The organism is Streptomyces sp. NPDC006174 (genome assembly GCF_040614075.1).
Classification (GTDB): Bacteria; Actinomycetota; Actinomycetes; order Streptomycetales; family Streptomycetaceae; genus Streptomyces.
Genome location: NZ_JBEXTJ010000010.1, coordinates 83,374 through 107,752 on the forward strand (window position 1 = coordinate 83,374; position 24,379 = coordinate 107,752).

The following is a 24,379-nucleotide window of genomic DNA, read 5'->3' on the forward strand; positions in this document are numbered from 1 at the left end:
ACGGGCCGAGGCCACTGTCCGGTGGGGGCGGACAGTGGCCTCGGCCCGTGTTCATGGCCTGATACGCGTGGGTCAGCGGCTGTGGCGACCGGTGGAGGCGGTGGCCCGGCGACGCTGCGAGGAGAACAGCACGGCAGCGCCGACGGCGAGTACGGCGGCTCCGCCCATCGCGAGATACGTGCTGCTGCTCGACCCACCGGTCTCGGCGAGCACGTCCTCCTGCCCGGCCGCGTTGGCCTGCGGCGCGTTGCCCTCGGCGGCGGTCTTGGGCTCAGCCTCGGGCTTGGCGGCCGGAGCGGCGGCGTTGACCTTCGCTCCGGTGTTCGCGTCGTCGTCACCGTGCCCGTTGTGCTCCACGGAGGACTTCTCGGCGCCTTCGGTGATGGCGTCCTCGGAGGGAGCGGAGGGAGCGGAGGGTACGGGCGCGGGAGCCGCTTCCTCGTTCTTCGGCGCCTCACCGGCGGGCTTCTCCTCCGGCGCCTCGCCGCCACCCGTACCGCCCGTACCCGCCGAACCGCCGCCGAAGACCACGTCGGAGCAGGCGTAGAAGGCCTCGGGGGAGTCGGAGCGCTGCCACACCGTGTAGATCAGCTGCCGCCCCGCCGCGTCCGGGATGGTCCCGTCGAACACGTACGAACCGTCCACCAGCGCCGGGTCGGTGGCCTGGGCGAAGGGCTTCGCCTCCAGGTCGGACCAGGCCAGCGGCTTCGTCGGGTCGTAGCCCGGCTTGGTGAGGTACAGCTCGAAGGAGCCCTTGTGCGGGGCCGTGGCCCGGAACTTGAAGGTGTGCTTGCCCGCCTTCACGGGGGAGGCCGGCCAGTCGGCGCGCGGCAGGTCGAGCCCCTTGAACTTGTCGTTGGACGCGCTGCACAGCTTGCCGTCCGGGATCAACTCACGGTGCTCACCGGCCGCGTTGGCGATGTTCACGCCGTTCCAGTCGTACAGCGCCTGCGTTCCACCGGCCGCGACCGCCGCCTTGCACGCCGCCGACACCGGACTCTCAGGCCCCTCCGCGAAGCACGCGGACACCCGGCTCACCGGGTCGGTGAGCGAACCGTGGGCCAGCGCCGGAGTGGCGGTGACTCCGGCCAGCGCGAACGGTGCGAAGCCGAGGGCGACGACCCCGGCGGCCTTGCGACGAGCGGTCATGGAGGGTTCTCCTTCAAAGCGGCACAACGGTGGGGCGCCAGGCCTTCAATCCGTCCCGGCGATCAGCAAGCTAGCTGCTCGAAAGGGCCAAAAAGCCTGCTGGGACGGGGTGGAGGGGATCCTTATGGTCGCTTTAAGGAGGGGCTAAGTGAGTGCTCAGGAAGGAGGGCCGAGGGCAGGCCCACGGGGACCGGCCCACTGACCGACGGTGTTCCGCCGATGGTCTCCTCCCGCGCGGAGAGCCGGTCCGGGCCAGCCCACGATCCGGTCAGGCCGGGCCGGTCTTCCCCGGTTGCGAGAGAAGGACTCGGAGGCGGCGCATCACATCGACCTGGGCGGGGTTGTAGAGGTCATCGATGGCCTTGCCGATCGTCTCCGCGGCGTGGTTCCGGCCGCGTGGGGCGTCCGAGGAGAGGTCGCCCAGCCCTGGGTGCTTCGCGTGGAGCGCGCGGACGAAGGGCACGAGGCGATCGGCCAGATCCCGCCGGGTCTGCTCGTCGGCGTCGGCAGGGAGCCTGTCGAGCTCGACGGCGACCGATGCGTCGGGAGCCTGGTGCAGCATGTCCGTGTAGGCACGCAGCCCACTCGGACCGAGGACGCTGCTCATGACGGTGACGAACGAGCGGTCCGGGTCGGGCAGCTCGGCGGAGGCGCCCGCCGGGGCGAACGGGAGCGACAGGTCGTGCGGCAGGGCCGTGCGCAGGAGCGCTCCGACTTCGGCCCGGGCGAGTTGGAGCCGTTCGATGGTGGCGGCCAGTTCGGCGTCGAGAGCTCGCAGAGCATCTCGCGGGTGCTCGTCGTCGCGCATGGCGGCGATCTGGGTCAGGGAGAATCCCAGGCCGGTGAGGCGCTTGATGCGCAACAGCCGGACGAGGTGGGCTACGCCGTACTGCTTGTAGCCGTTGGAACGCCGCTCGGGCTCGTTGAGCAGCCCGACCTCATGGTAGTGCCGCACCGTCCTCAGGCTGGTGCCGGCGAGCTCCGCGATCTCGCGGGTGCTCCACGCCATGTGGGTATCTCCCTCGACAGGGGTGACGCCGGCGCGGTCACGCCGAAGAGGTCCAGTCGAAACCATGCCGTAGCGGCATGGTCAAGCAGGGTGGGCGCGGACGTGGCACGCCTTGCCGCAGTGGAGGGCGTCAGGTTGTGATCCGGCTGTGCGCAGGCACGTGTTCTCCTTCAGGTCCCCCGCTGCGAACAGCGGGGGACCTGAAGGACCGGGCGGGGCCGGGGCGGTCGTCAGAGGGTGCAGGCGGCTCCGTCGGACGGGGTCCGCAGGTGGATCAGATAGTCGGCCACGGCCTTGTTGACGCAGGCACTGGCCCCCGACGTGGCGATGGTGTGCTGTTCGCCCTTCACGGTGAGCAGGCTGCCGTCGAGGGCCTCGGCCAAGTTGACGCCGGCTTGGTAGGGAGTGCTCGGGTCGCCGGTGATCGAGATCGTCAGCGTGGGGGGCAGTCCTTCGACCCGGTCAGGGAAGGGGTAGGTGGTTTTCGGCTCCACGGGCCAGGACTCGCAGACATCCCGGGCCCCGGCGGAGCCGGTACCTGGATCGACGAACGGCGCTGCTTCGTAGGTCTTCTGCCGCATGTCGACGGCCTGCTCGGGGGTCATGCGGGCCTCGTCCATGCAGGTGATGGCGTAGTTGGCCACGTCGAAGTTGCTGCCGCTGCCGTCCGGGGCGCGCCCGCTGAAAGCCTGGGAGATGGCGAGGAGTTGTTCGGGCTTGCCCGACCGCACTTCGGCGAGCCCCTTGGTGATCTTCGGCCAGACCGCCTGGTAGTAGAGCCCGGAGATGACGGAGTCGATGAGGTTGTTGTAGGTGAACCGCAGTCCCTGCCCGTAGGGGAGCGGCTTGTCGAGAAGCGGACGGGCGATTTTGTGGAACTCCTCGGTGGCTCGCTTCGGATCAGTGCCCAGGGGGCAGCCCTCACGGGTGGCGCAGGCGGCGGCCATCTTGTCGAAGGAACGTTGGAATCCGCTGTACTGGGACAACCGTCGCTCGCTGCCGAGGCGGGGATCGACGGCACCGTCGAGGACCATGCTGCGAACCTTGCGCGGGAACTTCTCGGCGTACAGAGCTCCGATGCGGGTGCCGTAGCTCTGGCCCAGGAAGTTCATCTTCTTCCCGCCGAGGGCGGACCGCAGGATGTCCATGTCGCGAACTGTGTCGCGGGTGCCGACGGCGGCCAGGTTCTGCGCGCCACCGGAGCGCCGCACGCACTTGTCGACGAGCTTCTTCGTATGGTCCCCGGAGAACCGGCCCGCCGTCAGCACGAGTTCGGTACGGACATCACCGGCGAGATAGTCCTCCTTGCTGAAGCAGCTGATCGCGGGCTTGGACGCGCCCACACCACGAGGGTCGAACCCCACCAGGTCGAATCGCTCGGTGACAGGGCTCTTGGCCAGCGCCTGGTGCGTCTGTGCCGCGAGGTTCAGGCCGGCGCCGCCGGGACCGCCCGGGTTGAGGAGCAGAGGCCCCAGCGACTTTCCTCGCGCAGGGACACGCAGCACCGCGATCTGTGCCGTCTCGCCCTCGGAGTCGTCGTAGTCCAGCGGCACGTCCAGCCGGGCGCACTGGAAGCGGGGATCAGCGAAGAGCTTTTCGTCCACCGGAGTGGCGCCGTACCCCTTGCACGAGGCGAATGCGAGATCCTGCCCGTAAAAGCGGTCCAGCTCCGTGGGTGGTTTCGTCGATGCCTCCGATTGCGGAGAGGTGCCGGACTTGCTCGGACTGCACGCCCCGGCCATGAGCAGCAAGGGCAGGGCGACGGCAATCATCGCCGGGCGGACGGAGGATGGCAGGGAAGGCAACGTCTCTCCTCATGAGGGCTGGAGTAGGTGAAGTGCACGTGTCATCGGCTCTTCGGCAGGGAGCGGAGGGCCGGCGCGCACATGGGGTGCGGCACTCCTTCGGTCATGCGAGGCCGGCGCCATGGCCCGTGGTGGTGCAGGCCCGAGCGATGACAGACGCCATCTCGGGGAGGAGAGCGGCTACGGGGTCGTGGGTCAGTTCCGTCATCCGCAGGCACCCGCCGACGGTGACGACACCCAGAACGTGCTCTCCCTTGAGCTGAGTGATCTGGGCGGGCCCCCACAGGGCCGTGAGCGAAGCCGGGCCGGAGTGGTAGGTCTCCGCCGCCCCGAGGTTCGTGATCTGGATGTCCGCTGCTGTGACAGCGGCCATCATGGCTTCGGCGTCTTCCGCAGATACCGGCGGGCCCTGTGCGAGGGCTGCGGATCCGGCCTGGAGAGCGCGCGGTGTGCGCTGTCCTCCGAGCGCTTGATGGTGCCGCTGGGCGAGCGCCCAGAAGTCGTCCGCGTCCGGCGCCTCACTGGCAGTCCGAGCGCCCGCGAACCGGTTGGCGACGTCCTTGGGCAAGCCGACCGCGCGGCGCAGGTCCACCGGGCTCAACACCCTCACGAAGTCACGGCCCCTGCGGTGAAACACGGTCGAGGCGGCCGCGCAGAGCGCCGCGTGCACCGACATACGCTCCGCACGACAGCGGCCCATGAGCCGTGCGGTCAGTTCTCGGTCCAGAGCGAGATCCGAGACATGCGGCAGCCGTCCGGAGAACGGCACAAGCTCTCCTGGCGTACTGACTCGTTCGTCCTCCGCCGGCAACAACACCGGAGCTGGTGCACCGTCGCTGTCTGTCTGTACGTCGAGAGCGGCGAGGAGGTCTTCCTGTGCCCGCGGGACACCGCGTGGCGTTCCGCGTTCCTCACCGTCCAGGGCCGCCACCAGTTCCAGCAGCACCTGCAAGCCTCCGACCCCGTCCGTGATCTGGTGAGCGAAGGTCAGCACGATGGAACAGCCTCCATGTCCGGGAATCAGGACGGCACGCAGGAGCGGGCCCGGTCCCGGCGGAATGGGGCGGGTCTGCTCGGTGGCGACGACCGCTTGCCACGGGGTCCCGGCGGCGGCCGTTCCGACGGGGATCGGACCTTCGGCTCGGCGGTACCGGGTCTCCGGTGCACTTCGGTCGACCGCGGCCCTGAGCAGCGGGTGCTGTTCCTGGAGGTGCGCCAGTTCCCGGGCCAGGGTCGCCGCCGCTATCCGGCGATCTATCTCGGCCACCAGTGAAAACTGGACGGGGTTTCTGTGCATATAGAGGTCAATGGTTCTCTCGAATGCGCCCAGTCCCCGGAATGACTCGCCCAGAATGCTGTCGTTCGCCAATGTGTCACCTTTCCTGAAGGTCTATTTCGCGGTGCTGCCTCAGATGACGGTCCGGGCGCCTCCGAGAAGCGTGGTCGGCCTCAACGGCACCGTCCGCGGCATGAGTCGTAGCAGAATCCATCAACCGCTCCATGCGTGTGTTCGCGCTGAATCCGGACCGGTGATCACCTCGCCGTTTCCGTTCCTGGAAGTGGCAGCCGATGGGCTCCCTAAGGGCTTCTACCTCTGCCATTCCGGGTGAAACTCATGACGTTACGGCACAGTTCCCGGACACGGATCGGCAGCAAGCAGAAAGTGGCCACGCGCCCGGACGCGAATACGGGAAGGAAGCCGTCCGCCACGCGCCGCGTCCGTGGTCAGTGCGGTGCGGTGCGTGATCCTCGGGAGGACGGGAAGAACGCCGCGCGCGGGACGGGAGCCAGGGGGCCGGGAGATGACGAACCGTTGGCGGCGCAGCGCCCGTACCTTCATCCAGCTCATACGCCAGGACAGCCGTGCCGGCACGCTCCAGGCTCCCGTCGACCTCGCCGAGAACCCGGATCATCGCTTCCTGCGTGCCCATGAGTCCGTGCGGTCCACCTGGGAGCGGCGGTGTGCCGGCGGCACTCCTTGAGGGTGGGTGTACGGGGGCGTACGCCGGTGGCACAGCGTCAACGGTGAGCGCGGGTGCCGGGGCTCAACCGATCCACCGGTACCGCCGCTCCGGCCGCCCCGTCCCTCCATAGCGCAGCGTCACCTCGGCCCGCCCCGTCCCCACGAAGTGCTCCAAGTAGCGCCGCGCGCTCACCCGGGACAAGGCGCCCTCCTCCGCGCACTCCGAGGCGGACAGGCCCTTCGGGCGGCCCCGCAGAGTACGTTCCACCAGGTCGGCCGTGGGAGCCGCCAGGCCCTTGGGGAGTTCGCGGGAGCCGGGCGGGCGGGTGCCGAAGATCTGGTCCACGTCCTCCTGGCGCGCCTCGCCCAGCTCATCCAGGCGCGTGCGGAGCGCGGCCACATGGCGCAGCTGCTCCTGGAGGGCGGACCGGTTGAACGGCTTGATCAGGTAGTGCAGGGCACCGGCCCGCAGCGCCGCCCGGATCACTCCGGCGTCCCTCGCCGCCGTGATGAACAGGGCGTCCGTGCTGGGCCGTGAGGTGTCCTGCTCCTCCGCCGCACGCAGGGCCCGCAGGACGTCGATCCCGTCCATGTCGGGCAGGTAGATGTCCAGCAGCACCAGGTCGGGGCGCAGCCGCTCGGCCGCCCGCAGGGCGTCGGCGCCGTTGTGTGCCGCACCGGCCACCGTGAAACCGTCCATTGCGGACACATAGCGGCTGTGCAATTTCGCGACCATGAAGTCGTCGTCCACCACCAGCACCGTCGTCACGCCGCCACGCTAAGCCGCGACCGCAACGACCACAACGTCCGTTGATTCCGGAAGAGAGACAGGTCGTCAACGCGCGGGCAACATGTGGGCCACTTCACAGCGAAAGGCGGAACCCGTGCGACTACGCACTCCCATCGCCCTGCTCGGAGCCGCACTGCTCGTGCTGGTGGGGCCGCCCCTGCTCGCCACCGGCGACGGCTCCGACACCGGCACCCAGATTCCCGGGCTCCGCTTCATGGTCCCCAACACCCCGGGCGGCGGCTACGACATCACCGCCCGCACCATGGCCAAGAACGCCGAGGACGCCGGACTCACCCACAACATCGAGGTGTTCAACCTGCCCGGAGCCGGCGGCACGGTCGGCCTCACCCGGCTCGTCGGCGAGCACGGCAACGGCAAGCTCGCCCTCTCCATGGGCCTCGGTGTCGTCGGCGCCGTCCACACCAACAAGTCCCCGAGCACCCTCGCCGACACCACGCCCATCGCCCGGCTCACCGAGGAGCCGGACATCGTCGTCGTCGCCAGGAACTCCCCGTACCGCACCATCGGTGATCTCCTCGCCGCCTGGAAGAAGAACCCGGCCGCCGTGCCGGTCGGCGGCGGATCGTCGCCCGGCGGGCCCGACCACCTCGCTCCGATGCTCATGGCGCAGGCCGCCGGGATCGCGCCGAAGGCGGTCAACTACGTCCCGTTCGACGGCGGTGGCGAGCTGCTGGCCTCCGTCCTCGGCAACAAGGTCGGCTTCGGCGTCTCCGGCCTCGGCGAGTACCGCGACCAGATCGAGGCCGGTGAGCTGCGGCTGCTCGCCGTCACCGGCCCGGAGCGGGTCGCCGGCATGGACGCGCCCACCCTGCGCGAGGCCGGACTCGACACCGAGTTCACCAACTGGCGCGGCATCGTCGCCCCGCCCGGCCTCTCCGACGCCGAACGCACCAAGCTCATCGGCCTGGTCACCAAGTTGCACGCGTCGAAGGAGTGGAGGGAGTCGATGAGGAAGAACGGCTGGGACGACGCCTTCCTCACCGGTGAACCCTTCGGTGCCTTCCTCGCCGAGCAGGACCGGCGCGTCGCCACCGTGCTGAAGGAGCTGGGGCTGTGACCACCGAACCCACCGGGCCCGCCGAACCCACCGGGCCCGCCGAACCCACCGGACCCACCGCGCCCGCCGCGGAGAAGCCTGACACCACCGCCCGCTCCTGGCTGCGCGGCCACTCCGAGCTCGGCGTCTGCGTCCTCCTCCTCGCCATCGGCATCCTCGTCCTCACCGACGCCCTCACCATGAGCGTCGACATAGCCCAGCGCGGCCCCATCGGCCCCCGTACCGTCCCCTTCGTCGTCGGCTCGGCGCTCCTCCTGGTCGCCGTCCTCCTCGCCGTCGACGTCCTGCGCGGCGGCCGCGGCGAAGCCGAAGGCGGCGAGGACGTCGACCTCGACGAACCCGCCGACTGGCGCACCGTCCTCCTCCTGAGCGGCGTCTTCCTCGCCACCGCCGTCCTGATCGGCCCGCTCGGCTTCCCGATCGCCGGAGCACTCCTCTTCTGGGGCTCCGCCTACGCGCTCGGCAGCCGCCACCTCGACCGCGATCCGCTCATCGCCGCCGTCCTCTCCCTCGCCACCTACTTCCTCTTCGACAACCTGCTCGGTGTCCCCCTTCCGGGCGGCCCGCTGATGGGAGTGATCTGACCGATGGACTCCCTCAACTCCCTCCTCGACGGCTTCGGTACGGCGCTCACGCCGACCAACCTGCTCTGGGCCGCGCTCGGCGTCCTGCTCGGCACCGCGATCGGTGTGCTGCCCGGCATCGGACCCGCCATGGCCGTGGCGCTGCTGCTCCCGGTGACGTACGGACTCGACCCGACCGGTGCGTTCATCATGTTCGCCGGGATCTACTACGGCGCGATGTTCGGCGGCTCCACCACCTCGATCCTCCTCAACACCCCTGGCGAGAGCGCCGCCGTGGTCGCCGCGATCGAAGGCAACCCGATGGCGAAGGCCGGACGCGGAGCGCAGGCGCTGGCCGCCGCCGCGATCGGCCACTTCGCCGGCGGCATGATCGGCACGATCCTGCTGGTCGTCCTCGCGCCGACCGTCGCCTCGCTCGCCATCGGCATCGGAGCGCCCGACTACTTCGCGATCATGGTGCTGGCCTTCATCGCCGTCACCTCCGTCCTCGGCGCCTCGCGCATCCGCGGTCTCGCCTCCCTGCTCATCGGTCTGACCATCGGACTGGTCGGCCTCGACCAGATGACCGGGCAGCAGCGCCTCACCTTCGGCTCGCTCCAACTGGCCGACGGGGTCGACGTGGTGATCGTGGCGGTCGGCCTCTTCGCGATCGGCGAGGCCCTCTGGGTCGCCGCCCACCTGCGCCGCTCGACCGGCGAGGCGATCCCCGTCGGCCGTCCCTGGCTCGGCCGGGACGACCTGCGCCGCACCTGGAAGCCCTGGCTGCGCGGCCCGCTCATCGGCTTCCCGTTCGGCGCGATACCGGCGGGCGGCGCGGAGATCCCGACCTTCCTCAGTTACGTCACCGAGAAGCGGCTCTCCAAGCACCGCGGCCAGTTCGGCAAAGGGGCCATCGAAGGCGTCGCGGGACCGGAGTCGGCGGCCTCCGCCTCCGCCGCCGGAACCCTCGTCTCCATGCTCACCCTCGGCCTGCCCACCACCGCCGTCGCCGCCGTGATGCTCGCCGCGTTCCAGCAGTACGGGATCCAGCCCGGGCCCCTGCTGTTCGAACGCGAACCCGAGCTGGTCTGGGGCCTCATCGCCTCGCTCTTCGTCGGGATGGTGCTGCTGCTCGCGCTCAACCTGCCGCTCGCTCCCGTCTGGGCCAAGCTCCTGCGGATCCCGCGCCCCTACCTCTACGCGGGCATCCTCTTCTTCGCCGCCGTCGGCGCGTACGCGGTCGGCGGTGAGTCCCTGGACCTGGTGATCCTTCTGATCATCGGCCTGATCGGGTTCGGCATGCGGCGGTACGGGCTGCCGGTGCTGCCCGCCGTCATCGGCGTGATCCTCGGCCCGGCCGCCGAACAGCAGTTGCGGCGCGCGCTCCAGATCAGCGACGGCAGCGTGACCGGACTCGTCAACACCCCGTTCTCCGTCACCGTCTACGCGATCGTGGCGCTGATCCTCGCCTGGCCGCTGGTGTACCGGCTGCTCGTCGTGCGGCGGGGGAACGGCCGGAAGGAGAACGACGGAACCGGCACTGTCAGTGGTGGCTGAGAGTATCGATGCCATGACGACGATCGACTGGGACGCGGCGGCCGGATCCTTCGACGAGGAGCCCGACCACGGACTCCTCGACCCCGCCGTGCGCGACGCGTGGGCCGGCCGGCTGGAGAGCTGGCTGCCCGCCGTCCGCAGCGACGTGCTGGATCTCGGATGCGGTACGGGAAGTCTCTCGCTGCTTGCGGCCGGCCAGGGCCACCGGGTCACCGCCGTGGACCGGTCGCCCAGGATGGCCGAGCTGGCCCGCGCCAAGCTCGCCGGGACCGGCGCTGAGGTCCTGGTCGGCGACGCGGGCCGGCCGCCGGTGGGGGAGCGGGTCTTCGACGTCATCGTGGCCCGGCACGTCGTCTGGCTGCTGCCCGATCCGGCGGCGGCCCTGGCCCACTGGTTCGGGCTGCTGAAGCCCGGCGGTCGGCTGGTCCTGATCGAAGGCGTGTGGGGCGGTGTCGGGCTCTCCGCCGCCCGTATCACCGCCCTGCTCGCTCCGTACACCGAGCGCGTCCACCACGAGGACCTGGCCGGCGACGCGCGGCTGTGGGGCAAGGAGGTGGACGACGAGCGGTATGCGCTGGTCGCCCGCGCCGAGCCGCCTCACCGGCACACCGAGGTCGTCGACGTCCACCTGATCCTGCGCCGCGGCCCGGACGTTCTGCTCGCCCGCCGTGCCGACACCGGTTACGCGGACGGCCTGCTGCACATGCCCTCCGGCCACGCGGAGGACGGCGAGGACGTCCGCGAGGCGATGATCCGCGAGGCCGCCGAGGAGATCGGCGTCGCGCTGGACCCCGACGCGCTGCGGGTCGCTCTGGTGATGCAGCACCGAGGGCCCGGCGGCGGGGCGCGGATGGGCTGGTTCTTCGTCGCGGAGTACGACGAGGAGCACCCGCCGCACAACGCGGAGCCGGAGAAGTGCTCCGAGCTGGACTGGTTCCCGCTCGACGCCCTGCCGGACGACATGGTCGCGTACTGCCGTGCGGGCCTGGACGGTTACCGGTCGGGCGAGCACTTCATGATCCACTGGCACGAGGACGGCGACCCGATCGCCCACCGGCCGGACGGCCCGCGCCGGGCCGTGGCACTGGAGCCCGCCGCCGAGCGGACCGGCCGGGTGCACCACATCGAGCTGTGGGTGCCCGACCTCGCGGGTGCGGAGCGCCGGTGGGGCTGGCTGCTGACGCGGCTCGGCCATCTCCCGTACCAGCGCTGGGCGAGCGGCCGCAGCTGGCGGCACGGCGAGAGTTACGTGGTCGTGGAGCAGTCGCCCGATCTCTCCGCCGACCACCACGACCGCCGCCGCCCGGGCCTCAGCCACCTGGCGTTCCACGTCGCGGACCGGGCCACGCTGGACACCCTGACGGCCGAGGCACCGTCGTACGGCTGGCGGCTGCTCCATGCCGACCGCCATCCGTACGCCGGAGGCCGGAGGCACTGCGCCGCCTATCTGGAGGACGAGGCGGGATACGAGGTGGAGCTGGTCGTGACGTCGGAGCCGCGCCCCTGAAGCCCGAGTCCCGCCCCTGGAGCCTCGTTGCCGGTGAGGTGAGGCGTCGGTCAGGCAAGCAGGCGTGCCAGCCCTTCCGTCCGGGCCAGCTCCTCCAGCTCGTCCAAGGCAGCGGCCGCCGATCCGGCCGCCTCAGGATCGCGTTCGGTCAGGCCGCTCGCCTCGAACTCGTCCTCGTCCAGGCGGAGTACGCAGGAGCCGTCCGCCGAGACCCACAGGTCCAGGTCCAGGTCCTCGACCGCCAGCACGCCGTCGGCCAGGACGGCGGGCCGGGAGATGTCGCAGTACCAGCCCTTCAGTCCGCCGTCACCGGTGCGGACCTCCTTCACCGCGAACCACCGGTCCCGCCAGTAGTGCTCGGTGAAGACATCGCCCGGCTCGAACCGTACGAAGCCGAAGTCCCGGACTCCCGGCGCGGCCCACGGCGCCCGGACCGTGACCCGGGTGCCGTCGTCGCGGACCAGCTCCGCCGGATACCTGATCTTCGTGCGGCCGGCCTTCGTCAGTGCGACCACCAGGCCCTTGGAGCGCGGTGCGCGTGGCTCAGCCGAGAGTGCGGGCATGACGGACCTCCGTGGCGCAGACCGTGTAGCCGAACCACTTGTTGATGGCGAGCATCGGGCCGTTGCCCGTGTCGTTGGCGGTGTAGGCGTCCGTACAGCCGGCCGCCCGCGCCCGGTGCAGCGAGTCGTTCTTCGCCAGCTTGGCCAGGCCACGGCCCCGGAAGGCTCGCAGCGTGCCGGTCATGTTGCTGGAGTACGTCCGGTGGCCGTCGGTGCCGGCCGCGCTGAACGCCGCCACCTGACCGTCCACCAGGACCACCGTGGTCAGAGCGGCGTCGAAGGTCGGGTGGCGCCAGATGGTCGTCAGCCAGTCCTCGTAGTCGTCCAGCTCGACCGGGATGTCGCTCGGCTCGTCCAGCGTCACCTGGGCGTCCGCGTCGAAGAGCGGCCGGGGATCGTCGGCGAAGTCGGAACCCGGCCTCAGCTCGACGCCCGCCGGGACCGCCTGGAGCGGAGGCAGGACGCCGTTCGCCAGGTCCAGGTGCTGGAAGTGCGCGGAGCGGCCCGGACGGTAGCCCCGGCCGCGCGCGAACTCCAGGCTCTCCGGCGTCTCCAGCACCCAGGCGTGCACGACCGTGGCCCCGGCCTGCGCCAGATGCTCCTCCGCCGTGCTCAGCAGCAGCGATCCCGCGCCGTGGCCGGTGTGGTCCGGCAGGACGTGCGGGGTGCAGGAGCTCCGGCCCGGCTCCGTGCTGTCGTGTGCGATGCCGGCCTGCGCGGTGCCGATGATCTCGCCGTCCCGCTCCGCCACCAGCAGGCGGTAGTGCCGGCCCGGATGGGCGTGGGCCAGATCGTGGGTGATCTGCTCGGGTGTGGACACCAGATACGGGACCGCCGCCCGCCGGACGCGGGTCCACGCCTCTGCGTCGGATGGCCGGAAGTCGCGCACGATGACTGTCATGCGGCGGAGGTTACGCGCGACCGCGCCGCGACCGCCTCCTCTTTTTTCCCACCGTGAGAGCGCCCGTGAGGGAGAATCGGCGGGTGACTGAGAAGATCGTCCTGGACCCGGACTCCGGCATCGCCCCGTACGAGCAACTGCGCACGCGGCTCTCCGAACTGGCCCGTTCCGGCGTGCTCCCGGTCGGCCACCGCCTCCCGACCGTACGCGGCTACGCCGAGGAGCTGGGCCTCGCCGCCAACACCGTGGCCAAGGCCTATCGCGCCCTGGAGGCCGACGGCGTGATCGAGACCCGGGGCCGGAACGGGACCTTCGTCGCGGCGGCCGGAGGAGCGGCCGAGCAGAAGGCGGCGGCCGCCGCGCAGCTGTACGCCGAGACCGCCGAGCGACTCGGCCTCACCCGGCAACAGGCCCTGGCGCTGGCCAAGGACGCGGTACGGGCCGCGTACGGGGACTGAAGCCCGCTCCCGTACCGGCTACGGACAGCCGTGCCCCGTACCGGCTCTCGCGCCCATCCCCGTACCGCCTACAGATCCCGCACGACCTACAGGTACAGCCCCGCGTCCGCCCCCGCGTCCTGCTTCGGCACCGACGCGGGGCCGAAGCCCCGGCGCAGCGCGTACAGCTCGGCGAGTGAGCTGCCCTCCCGGTTCACGCCCTCCTCCGTGCCCAGCCAGGCCACCGACTCCTGGCGGGTCAGCGGGCCCACCTCGATCCGGGCCATGCAGCGGCCCGGCCGGACGACCGCCGGGTGCAGCCGCTCCAGGTCCTCGTTGGTGGTGACGCCCACCAGCACGTTCCGGCCCTGGCCGAGCAGACCGTCCGTCAGGTTCAGCAGCCGGGACAGCGCCTGGCCCGCGGTGTGCTTGGCCTCGCCGCGGATCAGCTCGTCGCAGTCCTCCAGGAGCAGCAGCCGCCACCGGCCCTTCGCCGTGCCGTCGTCCTCGCCGATCGCGATGTCCATCAGATAGCCGACGTCGTTGAAGAGCCGTTCCGGGTCGAGCACGCAGTCGACCTGGCACCAGTCGCGCCAGGACCGGGCCAGCGTGCGCAGAGCGGAGGTCTTGCCGGTGCCGGGCGGCCCGTGCAGCAGGAGCAGCCTGCCGGCGATGTCGTCCGGCGTGACCTTCATCAGCCGGTCCATGGCATCGGCCACCGGCGCGGTGTAGTTGGGCCGGACCTCGTCCCAGCTCCCGGCGGCGATCTGCCGGGTGGTGCGGTACGGGCCGCGGCGCGGCGAGACGTACCAGAAGCCCATGGTCACGTTGTCCGGCTGCGGCTCCGGCTCGTCCCGCGCGCCGTCCGTCGCCTGCCCGAGGACCTTCTCCGCCAGCTCGGCGGTGGTCGCGGTGACCGTGACGTCCGCGCCCCGGCTCCACCGCGAGATCAGCAGGGTCCAGCCGTCGCCCTCGGCCAGCGTGGCGCTGCGGTCGTCGTCGCGGGCGGACCGCAGCACCGAGGCGTGCGGCGGCAGCAGGGTCGCTCCGGCCTTGACCCGGTCGAGGGAGGAGCTGTGGGAGTACGGCTGCTCGCCCGTCGCGAAACGGCCGAGGAAGAGCGCGTCGACGACGTCGGACGGTGAATCGCTGTCGTCGACGGTGAGCCGGATCGGCAGAGCGGACTCGGGATTGGCAGACATGGCGCCCATGATCCGGCACGGCGCCACCCCACGCACCCAGGTTTCACCGGCCCGACCCGGCACGCTTCCGGACGGCGCCTGGCCGCCCGCCTCCGGACGCGCGCAACGGATGACGTCACGACACCGGCGCGTCAAGGCGCGCGCGTTGAACTCCGGACGGCGGACGGAAGCACTCACCACTTATTTTTGGCATGAACACTTCCGGCGAGCCGAGTGCGCTGCTACTACGGAGTAACGCAGTTACCCCTGCTCAAGGAGTCCCCCCATGAAAATGTCCAGACTCGTGGCGTTCTCGTCCTCGCTCCTGCTCGGTGCCGCCCTCGCCCTGACCGGTGCGGGGATCGCGAACGCCGACTCCTCCGCCCAGGCCGTCGACTACGTCGCTCTCGGCGACTCGTACTCCTCCGGTGTCGGCGCCGGCAGCTACGAGAGCTCCAGCGGCGACTGCAAACGCAGCACCCGCGCCTTCCCCCGGCTCTGGGCCAACGCCAACTCCCCGTCCAGCTTCGCCTTCACCGCCTGCTCCGGTGCCAGGACCAACGACGTCACGAGCGGTCAGCTCGGACCGCTCAACGCCTCCACCGACCTCGTCTCGATCTCCATCGGCGGCAACGACGCCGGCTTCGCCGACGTCATGACGACCTGTGTCCTGCAGTCCGAGGCCACCTGCCTCAGCCGCATCGCCACCGCCCGCGCCTATGTCGACTCGACCCTGCCCGCACGGCTCGACTCCGTGTACTCCGCCATCAAGGCCAAGGCGCCCTCCGCCCGCGTCGTCGTCCTCGGCTACCCGCGCTTCTACCAGCTCAGCGGCGCCTGCTTGGCCGGTCTCAGCGAGAAGGAGCGCTCCGCCATCAACGGCGCCTCCGACCACCTGAACACCGCCACCGCCAAGCGCGCCGCCGACCACGGCTTCACCTTCGGTGACGTCAGGACGACCTTCACCGGACACGAGATCTGCTCGGGCAACTCCTGGTTGCACAGCGTGAACTGGCTCAACATCGGCGAGTCCTACCACCCCACCGCCGCCGGACAGTCGGGCGGATACCTGCCGGTCTTCAAGTCGGCCGCCTGACAGGCGAGTTGAACGGCGAACCATCCTCCTGAGCGGGAGGTCCCGGCCGCCGGGGCCTCCCGCTCCGTCGAACAATCCATCCGAACTGTCCGAAGTCGCCCTGGAATCGGGCGGATTCGGTAACTGGTCGTCAACCTCCGTATAGGTGTGCTGGTCCCGCAGACGGGATACCCGTGTGTCACCGTGGGGCGATAGGGTTAACCTGCCCGGACCGGGTGCCCTCGTACGGGTGGGGAGTGACATGGAACAGATAACGGTGCGGAGCAGGCCGCGAGTGCCTGCCATCACATGCGGAAGCGGTGCGACCAGTACGCGCCTCGACCGCCATCTCGCGGTGCTCGGCGGCCCTGTCGTCCCGCAGCGCGAGTCGGCGGAAGCGACGCTGCTGATGCGTGAGCTGACCTCGCGTGACGCCGCGCACACCCGCCGGAGCAGGAGCGCCCGTGTGTCGCTCTTCGCGCCGCTGCGGCGACTGCGGCGTTCGCTCTTCGGCAGCCGCCACTGACCGACGCCACGTCGACCACGGGGCCGGCCCACCGCTCGGGGCGGCCCTACCGCTCGTGGCACCCGTCGCCCGGCGTGGCTCAGGCGATCACTCCGTCCCGGCGCAGCGCCGATGTCTGCTCGTCCGTCATCCCCACGGCTCGCAGCAGTGCGTCGGTGTGCTCACCCAGCGCCGGTACGGCACCCATCGAAGGTTCCGGGCCGCCCGGCAGCACGACCGGCGGCAGCAGCGCCCGCAACGGCCCCACCGGTGACTCCACTTCCCGCCACCGGTCCCGCGCCGCCAACTGCGGGTGCGCCGCCACACCGGCCACCGTGTTCAGCCGCGCACACGCGATTCCTGCCGCCTCCAGCGCGTCCAGCGCCTGCTGACCCGTCAGCCGCGCCAGCGCCCGCGTCACCACCTCGTCGGTCCGCTTCCGGTTGGCGGTGCGCGCGGTGTTCGTCGCGAAGTCCGGATGGTCGGCCAACTCCGGCCTTACGAGCACCTGTTCGGCGAGCCGCCGCCACTCCCGGTCGTTCTGCACGGAGAGCAGCACCTGCTCACCGTCGGCCGTGCCGTACGCGTCGTACGGCGCGATCACCGAGTGCGCGAGCCCGGTACGCGGCGGAGTCGCGGACCCGTGCATCCCCTGGTGCAGCGGATGGCCCATCCACTCCGCCAGCGCGTCCAGCATCGAGACCTGCACCGGCCCGCCGCGCCCGGTCGTGCCGCGCCGAACCAGCGCCGCCAGCACTCCGGAGTACGCGTACATGGCGGCCGCGATGTCCGCCGCCGGAATACCCGCCTTCACCGGCTGCTCGGCCGTCCCGGTGACCGAGACCAGACCCGCCTCGCACTGCACGAGCATGTCGTAGGCCCGCTTGTGCGCGTACGGTCCGCTCTCCCCGTAACCGGAGATGTCCACGGCCACCAGCCGCGGGTGCGCCGCGCAGAGCGTGGCGGCGTCCAGCCCGAGCCGGGCCGCCGCGCCCTGAGCCAGATTCTGTACGAACACATCGGCGCCGGCGACGAGTTCACGTACCACCGCCAGACCGCGCGGGTCCTTGAGGTCGACGGCGAGCGACTCCTTGCCGCGGTTGCACCAGACGAAGTGCGAGGCGAGACCGCGGGCCGCCGTGTCGTAGCCGCGCGCGAAGTCGCCGCCGTCCGGGCGCTCCACCTTGATGACCCTGGCCCCGAGGTCGGCGAGCTGACGGGTGGCGAAAGGAGCGGCGACGGCCTGTTCGACGGCCACCACGGTGATGCCGTCGAGAGGGAGTGGCGATGTGTTCATGGCCCCGTGCTTACCTTGTGCATCGCGCATCTGCCACACCGGCCCCTCGCAGAAGGCTCACAGCAGCGCGAACTGCCCCTCCGGACCCTCCTCCTGGTGGCCGAGGACCGAGGCGGGCCGCCGTGCGGAGGCCGGGACCGGCAGCACACCGGCCGCCCGCAGCTCGTCCCGCGAGATCAGCGGCGCCCGCTCCAGCCGGGCCCGCAACGCCGCCTGCCGGGGCCGCAGACCGTCGAGGAGGGCCAGTACGGTGATGATCTCCAGCAGCTCCGAGGTCCACTCCGGGATCCACCCGCGCGCTCCGACCGCGTCCAGCCCGCCACCGTCGAGCCCGTCCCCGGACGGTCCCTCGGCCACCGCGCCCACCGCTGCCGCCGCCCGGCGCTCGAACCAGAGCTCCACCACCCGTACCCCGCTCACCGTGAACTCCCAGGCCCCCGCCGGCACCGGCGAGATCCGGCCATCGCCGACCACCAGCGCCTCGGCCTCCGCGTCGTACCCGATCCCGGTGGGCCGGGCCGGCAGCGCCGCCCGGACGTAGGGCCTGCGCCCGCCCGGCAGCCGGGGCCGCTCGCCGTCCCGGGCTCCGCGCAGGTGCAGCCGTACCAGCTCCCGGCCGAGCTCCACCCCGGCCGCCCACACCTCGGCGTCGGCCGGCAGCGGGACCCGGCAGCCGGACGGCGAGGGCCGGGCGGCGGCGAGGATCCAGGCCAGTACGGATTCGGCGTCGGTCTCCTCCGGCCCCAGCCGCGTACGCAGGACGTCCAGCAGGCCCGGCGCCAGGTTCGGGTCGGTGGCGCCGGGCCGCCGGTACAGCGGCCGGATCCGGCCCGGGCGGCCGGCGGGGGAGTGGCCGTCGGGGAGGAGGTGGGTCACCGAGAGGGCGGGTCCGGCGGCGGACTGCGGCACGTGACCGTGTTCGACCGCGAAGAGCTGCCGGTCGTCGCCGACCCGCCACAGCTCCGGCCGGGCCGCGTCGATCAGCCGCTGGTCGGGGAGCAGCCACTGCTCGTCGAACGGGCCGTGCGCGATCCGTACGGGGTCGGGGCACGCGCCGGGTTCACGGGCGAAGCGGCCGGTGCCGGTGGTGGACCGGCCGGGCAGCGCGGCGACCGGCGTGTGCGGCGTACGGGAGCGGCTCGGGCGGAACAGCCGCTCCTGCTCGGCGCCCTCGGCGGCGGCGAGCCGCTCCCAACGGGCCCGGAGCGCGGCGGGATCGGGTCCGCTCACCCAGGTGCGGCCGGTTCTCAGCGGCCGCACCGACCACGGCATCAGCTCGTCCAGCCCCACGGACGCCGTGTCCTCGCCCGATCCGGCCGCCGTCGCCGCTCCCGCCGCCGCGGTCCTGCGCGCTGCCACCGAGCGTCCTCCCGTATCCGCTGCTCCCGTCCGGCCCTGCCCGCCGTGACCCGTTCGCATCGTAACGGCGAGGACAGGCACCCCCTAGTGGGCCTCCACCGTCACGGAGAACGAGAACCGGTCGCCCCGGTAGCGGATCCGGGCCACATCCACGACGCGGCTCTCCTCGTCGTACGTCACGCCCGTGTAGTGCAGGATCGGGCTGAGCAGCGGGACCTGGAGGAGTTCGGCGGTGACCGGGTCGGCGAGGCGGGCCTCCACCGTGTCGGTGATCCGGGAGATGCGGACGCCGACGACATCGCGCAGCACCTTGGTCATCGGCCAGCGTTCGAGGTCGGCCACGTCGATGCGGGCGGCGATGTCGGAGCGCACCGCGTTCTCCGCCCAGTTGGTCGGCTCGTCGCTCTCGCCGTCGCGGCGCAGCCGCCGGTAGCTGACCACCTCGGCGCAGCCCGGGAAGAACTCGGCGAGGTCGCCCGGCACCGGCACCGGACCATGGCCGAGAACCGTCGTCGCCTCACCGGACTGCTGAGCGACGATCGCGTCGACCGAACCCAGCAGCCGGACCGGCGAGACCCGCCGGGCGCGCGGCTCGATGAAGGTGCCGCGCCGCCGGTGCCGGCTGATCAGCCCCTCCGTCTCCAGCTCCTTCAGCGCCTGCCGCATCGTGAGCACGCTGACCCCGTAGTGGCCGGCGAGCTGCTCCTCGGTGGGCAGCCGGAGGGAGGCGTCCTGCGGACGGCCGAGTATGGAGGCCCGCAGCGACTGCGAGACCTGGTACCAGAGCGGCAGCTTCCGGTTGAGGACGAGCGAGTCGGGCGCGAAGGCGGGCGGGTGCGCGCGGTCCACCGGGCTCACCCGGGCCTCCGCGTCCTCAGGCGTCCCCACCTCGGCGGCTCGCACCTCGGTGGTCTCCGCCTCGGCAGCCGTCGTCTCATGGCTCTCTGTCACGTCGTCGTCCCCGTCCCGCGCTCCGGGCCCCTCCGGCCGCCTGTGGCCCGTCCCCGCAGCAGCTCTCTACGGCCGGAAGTCGCGGCTCAGACCCTGCCACACATCGTCGTAACCGCGCTGCAGATGGTCGGCGCCGGCCGCCTGCGAGGTCGCGATGATGGGCCAGCGGGTCTCGAACATGAAGGCCAGTCCGTCGTCGATCTTCTGCGGCTTCAGCTCCGCCGCGCTCGCCCGGTCGAAGGTCTCGCGGTCCGGTCCGTGCGCCGACATCATGTTGTGCAGCGAGCCGCCACCGGGGACGAAGCCGTCCGCCTTCGCGTCGTACGCGCCGTCGATCAGGCCCATGTACTCGCTCATCACGTTCCGGTGGAAGTACGGCGGCCGGAACGTGTCCTCGCCGACCAGCCAGCGCGGCGCGAAGACCACGAAGTCGACACCGGCCAGACCCGGCGTGTCGGACGGCGAGGTGAGCACCGTGAAGATCGAGGGGTCGGGGTGGTCGTAGCTGATCGAGCCGATGACGTTGAACCGGTGCAGGTCGTAGACGTACGGCGTGTGGTTCCCGTGCCAGGCGACCACGTCGAGCGGCGAGTGGTCGTACGTCGCCGACCAGAGGTTGCCGCAGAACTTGTTGACCACCTCCACCGGCCGGTCCTCGCCCTCGTACGCGGCGACGGGAGCCAGGAAGTCCCGTGCGTTCGCCAGGCCGTTGGCGCCGATCGGCCCGAGGTCCGGCAGCACGAACGGGCGGCCGTAGTTCTCGCAGACGTACCCGCGTGCGGTCTCCTCCAGCAGCTCCACCCGGAAGCGGACGCCTCGCGGGATGAGCGCGACATGGCCCGGTTCGGCGCGCAGCAGGCCCAGTTCGGTACGGAGCAGCAGGCCGCCGCGCTCCGGGACGATCAGCAGTTCGCCGTCGGAGTCGCTGAACACCCGGTCCGTCATCGAGGAGTTGGCGTGGTAGAGGTGCACGGCCATACCGGTGCGCTGGGCCGCGTCACCGTTGCCGCCGAGCGTCCACAGCCCGCCGACGAAGTCCGTGCCGGGCGCGGGATCGGGCAGCGGGTTCCAGCGGAGCCGGTTCGGGTCCGGCACGGAGTCGGTGAAGGGCGCCGTGCGCAGACCGCCGTTGTCGGTCCGGGTGAAGGCCGGGTGTGCGGCGGAGGGGCGGATGCGGTAGAGCCAGGAGCGGCGGTTGTCGGCGCGGGGTTCGGTGAAGGCGGAGCCGCTCAGCTGCTCCGCGTAGAGGCCGAGAGGTGCGCGCTGCGGAGAGTTACGGCCGTGCGGCAGCGCGCCCGGAACCGCCTCCGAGCTGTGTTCGTTGCCGAAACCGGAGGAGTACGTCAGTCCCTCCGCCGTCTTCCGCGCCTGCTCGATGCCGCTCATCCCGCACTCCCGGTGACCGTGAAGCCCTTGAATCCGCCGGACAACGAATCCTATGGGACACCGTAGGAATAGGAGGCGGGCGCGTCAACGGCTTGGATCACGCCATTCGGGGGTCGTCCGGCGTCCGAGGGGCTTGCGGACGGCTGCCGGATGGTCCACGGCATCATGGGTCCGTGCCCCACCCGAACCCGAACCTCCGCCGCGCCCCCGTGCAGCAGCGCAGCGCCGACCGGCTCGCCCGGATACTCGACGCCTGTGCCGGGCTGCTCGACGAGACCGGCTACGAACAGCTCTCCACCCGTGACGTCGCGTCGCGCGCCGATGTGCCCATCGGTTCCGTCTACCGCTTCTTCTCCAACAAACGCGCCCTGGTCGAGGCCCTCGCGCTGCGCAACCTGGACCTCTACGCCGAGCGCATCACCGCCCGGCTCGACGCGCTTCCCGCCGACGACTGGCGCGGCGCGATCGACGCGGTGCTGGACGAGTACCTGGCGATGAAGCGGTCCGTGCCCGGCTTCGCGCTGGTCGACTTCGGGCCTCCGGCGCCGGACCAGGACGCGGGCGACGACGCCAACCGGCGCCTCGCGGGCCGGCTCACCGAACTCCTCGCCGGACACCTCGGCCGCGACCCCGGCCCCGAGCTGCTGCGGGCCATCCTGGTGAGCGTCGAGGCCGCCGACGCGCTGCTCCAGCTCGCCTTCCGTACGGACCCGTCGGGCGATCCGGCGATCGTCGCCGAGACCCGGACGCTGGTCCGGGCGTACCTCGCGCAGATCCTGGACTAGGGCCTTTCGTTCGGATCAGGCCGGGCCCGCTAGCCCGGCCTGATCCCAACGAAAGGCCCTAGAGGTGGCGGGCTCGTCGGCTTGCCGTCGAAGTGCCCGCCGTCCGACACCTCCCCGCCATGCGTACCGGTCGGTATGCTCGCGGTGCCGTCAGCGTCGCCACCGCCGTCCTTACGGGCACCGCCGTCACCGCCGTCACCGCCGTCGCCCCGGGGAGGGCCCATGTCCCACGACTCCCGTACAGCACCGCGTATCTGCCCCCTCTGCGAGGCCACCTGCGGCCTCACCCTCACCATCGAGGGGACGACCGTCACCGGTGCGCGCGGCGACCGGGACGACATCTTCAGCCGGGGCTTCATCTGCCCCAAAGGCGCGTCCTTCGGAGGTCTGGACGCCGACCCGGACCGGCTCCGCGTCCCGCTCGTACGGGACGAGGACGGGATGGGGGAGCTGCGGGAGGCGTCCTGGACCGAGGCGTTCGACCGGATCGCCGCACGCATACCGGCTCTGGTCGAAGCCCATGGCCCGCAGGCCGTCGGTGTCGTCCTCGGCAACCCCAACGTCCACACCATGGCAGGCGCCCTCTACCCGCCTCTCCTGCTCGCCGCCCTCCGCACCCGCAACGTCTTCACGGCGAGCACCCTGGACCAGATGCCGAAGCACGTCTCCAGCGGCCTCCTCTTCGGTGACGCCAACGCCATCCCCGTACCGGATCTCGACCGCACCGACCACCTCCTCCTGATCGGCGCCAACCCGCTGGAGTCCAACGGCAGCCTCTGTACGGCCCCCGACTTCCCCGGCCGCCTCAAGGCGCTGCGCCGGCGCGGTGGCACGCTCACCGTCATCGATCCGCGCCGCACCCGGACCGCCCGCCTCGCCGACCGGCACGTGGCGATCCGGCCGGGGGCCGACGCGCTGCTGCTCGCCGCGATGGCCCACGTCCTGCTCCAGGAGAAGCTCGCCGACCCCGGCGTACTCGCCGAGCACCTGGAAGGAGCGGACGAACTCGCCGCCGCTCTCGCCGACTTCACGCCGGACGCGGTCGCCGACGCCTGCGATGTGGACGCGGCCACCATAACCGCGCTCGCCCACGAACTGGCCGCCGCTCCGACCGCCGCCGTCTACGGCCGGATTGGCAGCTGCACCGTCGAGCACGGGACCCTCGCCAGCTGGCTGGTGGACGTCCTCAACATCCTCACCGGCAACCTCGACCGCCCCGGCGGCGCGCTGTTCCCGCTCTCCGCGACGGCCCGCGCACCGCGCGAAGCCACCCCTGGCAAGGGCTTCGCACTGGGCCGCTGGTCGAGCCGGGTCTCCGGCCATCCCGAGGCCAAAGGCGAACTGCCCATCGCCGCACTCGCGGAGGAGATCGAGACGCCGGGCGAGGGCCGCATCCGCGCTCTCGTCGTCCTCGCCGCCAACCCCGTCCTCTCCGCGCCGGACGGCGACCGGCTCGACGCGGCGCTCGCCGGCCGCCTCGACTTCATGGTCAGCGTCGACCCGTACCTGAATGAGACCTCGCGCCACGCGGACGTCGTCCTGCCTCCGCCGCCGCCCTCGCAGAGCGCCCACTTCGACTTCGCGTTCAACTCCTTCGCCGTCCACAACCAGGTCCGCTACACCCGCGCGCCCGTCCCGCTGGAGGGCGGGCGGCGGGACGAGAGCGAGATCCACGCCCGGCTGATCCTCGCGGTGAACGGGATGCACGGTGCCCCGCCCTCAGCCGTCGACGACCTGGCCATCACCACCGCGCTCACCAAAGCCGGCGCACCGAAGGAGCTGGCCGACGAGCTCACCGGCGACAGCGGCCCCGAACGCCGCCTGGACCTCATGCTCCGCCTCGGCCCGTACGGCCTCACGCTGGACCAGCTCCTCGCCCATCCGCACGGCATCGACCTCGGCCCGCTGAAACCCCGCGTCCCGGAGATCCTGCGCACCCGCTCCGGCCGCATCGAACTGCTCCCGGACCCGATCGCCGCCGACCTGCCGCGCCTGCGCCGGGCGCTGGACGAGCGGGCCGCACCGCTCGTCCTCGTCGGCCGCCGCCATCTGCGCTCCAACAACAGCTGGATGCACAACGTCGGCTCGCTCAGCGGCGGTTCCAACGTCTGCACGCTCCAGATCCACCCCGACGACGCGGCCCGGCTCGGGCTCGTGGACGGGACGACCGTACGGATCGAGTCGGCCGGCGGCGGGATCGAGGCTCCGGCCGAGATCACGGACACCGTACGCAGCGGAGTGGTGAGCCTTCCGCACGGATGGGGCCACAGCCGTCCCGGGACCAGGATGTCCGTCGCCGCCGCCCATCCAGGGGCCAACGTGAACCAGCTGCTCGACGGCACGCTGCTCGATCCGCTCTCCGGCACCGCCGTCCTGAACGCCATTCCGGTGACGGTGACGCCGTCCCCGTGACCCTCTCCGTAACACCACCGCGTTGACCTGGGGTTTTGCTCGTATTGCTCACGCGTCAACGTCTTGTTAACTCTTCGAGGAGGCACCTAACGTCGTCCGGACCGAC

22 protein-coding genes are annotated in these 24,379 nt (G+C 71.5%); 10 read left to right on the plus strand and 12 right to left on the minus strand.

Going from position 1 to position 24,379, the window contains the following annotated elements; genetic code table 11:
• Window positions 1-72: 72 nt before the first annotated feature.
• The 4 genes from ABZ267_RS22985 to ABZ267_RS23000 all read right to left on the minus strand — a co-directional run bounded on the left by ABZ267_RS22985 (window position 73) and on the right by ABZ267_RS23000 (window position 5,332).
• Window positions 73-1,149, minus strand: coding sequence for a lytic polysaccharide monooxygenase (locus ABZ267_RS22985; RefSeq protein ID WP_356754671.1), 1,077 nt, complete (start codon window positions 1,147-1,149; stop codon window positions 73-75).
• A 268-nt stretch (window positions 1,150-1,417) separates the two neighbouring features.
• Window positions 1,418-2,158, minus strand: a complete 741-nt coding sequence (locus tag ABZ267_RS22990) for a MerR family transcriptional regulator (protein ID WP_356754673.1) — start codon at window positions 2,156-2,158, stop codon at window positions 1,418-1,420.
• Window positions 2,159-2,388: 230 nt separating this feature from the next.
• A complete protein-coding gene (locus tag ABZ267_RS22995; protein ID WP_356754675.1) occupies window positions 2,389-3,963 on the minus strand; it encodes an alpha/beta hydrolase in 1,575 nt (524 codons plus the stop codon).
• A gap of 103 nt (window positions 3,964-4,066) precedes the next feature.
• The gene (locus ABZ267_RS23000; RefSeq protein WP_356754677.1) at window positions 4,067-5,332 is read right to left on the minus strand and encodes a peptide synthetase; all 1,266 of its coding nucleotides are present in this window, start codon (window positions 5,330-5,332) and stop codon (window positions 4,067-4,069) included.
• 433 nt (window positions 5,333-5,765) lie between these two features.
• Here ABZ267_RS23000 and ABZ267_RS23005 point away from each other — a divergent pair, with 433 nt between their 5' ends.
• Window positions 5,766-5,945: a hypothetical protein gene (locus ABZ267_RS23005; protein ID WP_356754679.1), complete on the plus strand. Its 180-nt coding sequence runs from the start codon at window positions 5,766-5,768 to the stop codon at window positions 5,943-5,945.
• Between the two features lie 63 nt (window positions 5,946-6,008).
• Here the strand turns inward: ABZ267_RS23005 and ABZ267_RS23010 are convergent, their stop codons facing one another.
• Entirely contained in the window at window positions 6,009-6,662 is a 654-nt protein-coding gene (locus tag ABZ267_RS23010) for a response regulator (protein ID WP_356754751.1), read from the minus strand.
• 148 nt (window positions 6,663-6,810) lie between these two features.
• Here ABZ267_RS23010 and ABZ267_RS23015 point away from each other — a divergent pair, with 148 nt between their 5' ends.
• Genes ABZ267_RS23015 through ABZ267_RS23030 form a run of 4 tightly spaced genes read left to right on the plus strand, consistent with a single transcriptional unit; the run spans window position 6,811 to window position 11,421 of the window.
• Window positions 6,811-7,794, plus strand: a complete 984-nt coding sequence (locus ABZ267_RS23015) for a tripartite tricarboxylate transporter substrate binding protein (protein ID WP_356754681.1) — start codon at window positions 6,811-6,813, stop codon at window positions 7,792-7,794.
• Window positions 7,791-8,378, plus strand: a complete 588-nt coding sequence (locus ABZ267_RS23020) for a tripartite tricarboxylate transporter TctB family protein (protein ID WP_356363656.1) — start codon at window positions 7,791-7,793, stop codon at window positions 8,376-8,378. The genes ABZ267_RS23015 and ABZ267_RS23020 overlap by 4 nt, the downstream gene beginning before the upstream one ends.
• Before the next feature lie 3 nt (window positions 8,379-8,381).
• Window positions 8,382-9,914, plus strand: a complete 1,533-nt coding sequence (locus ABZ267_RS23025; protein WP_356754683.1) for a tripartite tricarboxylate transporter permease — start codon at window positions 8,382-8,384, stop codon at window positions 9,912-9,914.
• A 13-nt stretch (window positions 9,915-9,927) separates the two neighbouring features.
• Window positions 9,928-11,421 carry a trifunctional class I SAM-dependent methyltransferase/NUDIX hydrolase/VOC family protein gene (locus ABZ267_RS23030; RefSeq protein ID WP_356754685.1) on the plus strand — a complete coding sequence of 498 codons (1,494 nt, stop codon included), beginning with the start codon at window positions 9,928-9,930 and terminating at the stop codon, window positions 11,419-11,421.
• Between the two features lie 50 nt (window positions 11,422-11,471).
• Here ABZ267_RS23030 and ABZ267_RS23035 read toward each other — a convergent pair whose 3' ends face one another.
• Together ABZ267_RS23035 and ABZ267_RS23040 are read right to left on the minus strand one after the other, a co-directional pair.
• Window positions 11,472-11,984, minus strand: coding sequence for a DUF402 domain-containing protein (locus ABZ267_RS23035; RefSeq protein WP_356754687.1), 513 nt, complete (start codon window positions 11,982-11,984; stop codon window positions 11,472-11,474).
• On the minus strand, window positions 11,965-12,885 hold the full coding sequence (locus tag ABZ267_RS23040; protein ID WP_356754689.1) for a GNAT family N-acetyltransferase: 921 nt from the start codon (window positions 12,883-12,885) through the stop codon (window positions 11,965-11,967). The genes ABZ267_RS23035 and ABZ267_RS23040 overlap by 20 nt, the downstream gene beginning before the upstream one ends.
• 83 nt (window positions 12,886-12,968) lie before the next feature.
• Here ABZ267_RS23040 and ABZ267_RS23045 point away from each other — a divergent pair, with 83 nt between their 5' ends.
• On the plus strand, window positions 12,969-13,343 hold the full coding sequence (locus ABZ267_RS23045; RefSeq protein WP_356754691.1) for a GntR family transcriptional regulator: 375 nt from the start codon (window positions 12,969-12,971) through the stop codon (window positions 13,341-13,343).
• 86 nt (window positions 13,344-13,429) lie between these two features.
• Here the strand turns inward: ABZ267_RS23045 and ABZ267_RS23050 are convergent, their stop codons facing one another.
• Window positions 13,430-14,524, minus strand: coding sequence for a DUF5925 domain-containing protein (locus ABZ267_RS23050; RefSeq protein WP_356754693.1), 1,095 nt, complete (start codon window positions 14,522-14,524; stop codon window positions 13,430-13,432).
• Window positions 14,525-14,789: 265 nt separating this feature from the next.
• Between ABZ267_RS23050 and ABZ267_RS23055 the strand changes: the two genes are divergently transcribed.
• Both ABZ267_RS23055 and ABZ267_RS23060 read left to right on the plus strand, forming a co-directional pair.
• The gene (locus tag ABZ267_RS23055) at window positions 14,790-15,599 is read left to right on the plus strand and encodes an SGNH/GDSL hydrolase family protein (protein WP_356754694.1); all 810 of its coding nucleotides are present in this window, start codon (window positions 14,790-14,792) and stop codon (window positions 15,597-15,599) included.
• 241 nt (window positions 15,600-15,840) lie between these two features.
• Window positions 15,841-16,104, plus strand: a complete 264-nt coding sequence (locus tag ABZ267_RS23060) for a hypothetical protein (RefSeq protein WP_026242095.1) — start codon at window positions 15,841-15,843, stop codon at window positions 16,102-16,104.
• Between the two features lie 79 nt (window positions 16,105-16,183).
• Here the strand turns inward: ABZ267_RS23060 and ABZ267_RS23065 are convergent, their stop codons facing one another.
• The 4 genes from ABZ267_RS23065 to hmgA all read right to left on the minus strand — a co-directional run bounded on the left by ABZ267_RS23065 (window position 16,184) and on the right by hmgA (window position 21,076).
• Complete coding sequence (locus tag ABZ267_RS23065) at window positions 16,184-17,380, minus strand: CaiB/BaiF CoA-transferase family protein (protein WP_356754697.1); 1,197 nt, start codon at window positions 17,378-17,380, stop codon at window positions 16,184-16,186.
• 57 nt (window positions 17,381-17,437) lie between these two features.
• Window positions 17,438-18,739 carry a type ISP restriction/modification enzyme gene (locus ABZ267_RS23070; protein ID WP_356754699.1) on the minus strand — a complete coding sequence of 434 codons (1,302 nt, stop codon included), beginning with the start codon at window positions 18,737-18,739 and terminating at the stop codon, window positions 17,438-17,440.
• 84 nt (window positions 18,740-18,823) lie between these two features.
• Window positions 18,824-19,597 (minus strand): GntR family transcriptional regulator, encoded by a 774-nt coding sequence (locus tag ABZ267_RS23075; protein ID WP_356754753.1) that lies wholly within the window; start codon window positions 19,595-19,597, stop codon window positions 18,824-18,826.
• A 159-nt stretch (window positions 19,598-19,756) separates the two neighbouring features.
• On the minus strand, window positions 19,757-21,076 hold the full coding sequence (hmgA, locus tag ABZ267_RS23080) for a homogentisate 1,2-dioxygenase (RefSeq protein ID WP_356754701.1): 1,320 nt from the start codon (window positions 21,074-21,076) through the stop codon (window positions 19,757-19,759).
• A gap of 173 nt (window positions 21,077-21,249) precedes the next feature.
• On the opposite strand from hmgA, the gene ABZ267_RS23085 reads away from it, so the two are divergent.
• Both ABZ267_RS23085 and ABZ267_RS23090 read left to right on the plus strand, forming a co-directional pair.
• Window positions 21,250-21,861, plus strand: coding sequence for a TetR/AcrR family transcriptional regulator (locus ABZ267_RS23085; RefSeq protein ID WP_356754703.1), 612 nt, complete (start codon window positions 21,250-21,252; stop codon window positions 21,859-21,861).
• 222 nt (window positions 21,862-22,083) lie between these two features.
• Complete coding sequence (locus ABZ267_RS23090) at window positions 22,084-24,273, plus strand: molybdopterin-dependent oxidoreductase (RefSeq protein WP_356754705.1); 2,190 nt, start codon at window positions 22,084-22,086, stop codon at window positions 24,271-24,273.
• Window positions 24,274-24,379: the final 106 nt, after the last annotated feature.

Excerpts from the sequence above, each read along its gene's own strand:
- ABZ267_RS22985 (WP_356754671.1), bottom strand. The coding sequence starts at position 1,149 with ATGACCGCTCGTCGCAAGGCCGCCGGGGTCGTCGCCCTCGGCTTCGCA.
- ABZ267_RS22990 (WP_356754673.1), bottom strand. The coding sequence starts at position 2,158 with ATGGCGTGGAGCACCCGCGAGATCGCGGAGCTCGCCGGCACCAGCCTG.
- ABZ267_RS23005 (WP_356754679.1), top strand. The coding sequence starts at position 5,766 with ATGACGAACCGTTGGCGGCGCAGCGCCCGTACCTTCATCCAGCTCATA.
- ABZ267_RS23010 (WP_356754751.1), bottom strand. The coding sequence starts at position 6,662 with ATGGTCGCGAAATTGCACAGCCGCTATGTGTCCGCAATGGACGGTTTC.
- ABZ267_RS23025 (WP_356754683.1), top strand. The coding sequence starts at position 8,382 with ATGGACTCCCTCAACTCCCTCCTCGACGGCTTCGGTACGGCGCTCACG.
- ABZ267_RS23030 (WP_356754685.1), top strand. The coding sequence starts at position 9,928 with ATGACGACGATCGACTGGGACGCGGCGGCCGGATCCTTCGACGAGGAG.
- ABZ267_RS23035 (WP_356754687.1), bottom strand. The coding sequence starts at position 11,984 with ATGCCCGCACTCTCGGCTGAGCCACGCGCACCGCGCTCCAAGGGCCTG.
- ABZ267_RS23040 (WP_356754689.1), bottom strand. The coding sequence starts at position 12,885 with ATGACAGTCATCGTGCGCGACTTCCGGCCATCCGACGCAGAGGCGTGG.
- ABZ267_RS23050 (WP_356754693.1), bottom strand. The coding sequence starts at position 14,524 with ATGTCTGCCAATCCCGAGTCCGCTCTGCCGATCCGGCTCACCGTCGAC.
- ABZ267_RS23055 (WP_356754694.1), top strand. The coding sequence starts at position 14,790 with ATGAAAATGTCCAGACTCGTGGCGTTCTCGTCCTCGCTCCTGCTCGGT.
- ABZ267_RS23060 (WP_026242095.1), top strand. The coding sequence starts at position 15,841 with ATGGAACAGATAACGGTGCGGAGCAGGCCGCGAGTGCCTGCCATCACA.
- ABZ267_RS23065 (WP_356754697.1), bottom strand. The coding sequence starts at position 17,380 with ATGAACACATCGCCACTCCCTCTCGACGGCATCACCGTGGTGGCCGTC.
- hmgA (WP_356754701.1), bottom strand. The coding sequence starts at position 21,076 with ATGAGCGGCATCGAGCAGGCGCGGAAGACGGCGGAGGGACTGACGTAC.
- ABZ267_RS23090 (WP_356754705.1), top strand. The coding sequence starts at position 22,084 with ATGTCCCACGACTCCCGTACAGCACCGCGTATCTGCCCCCTCTGCGAG.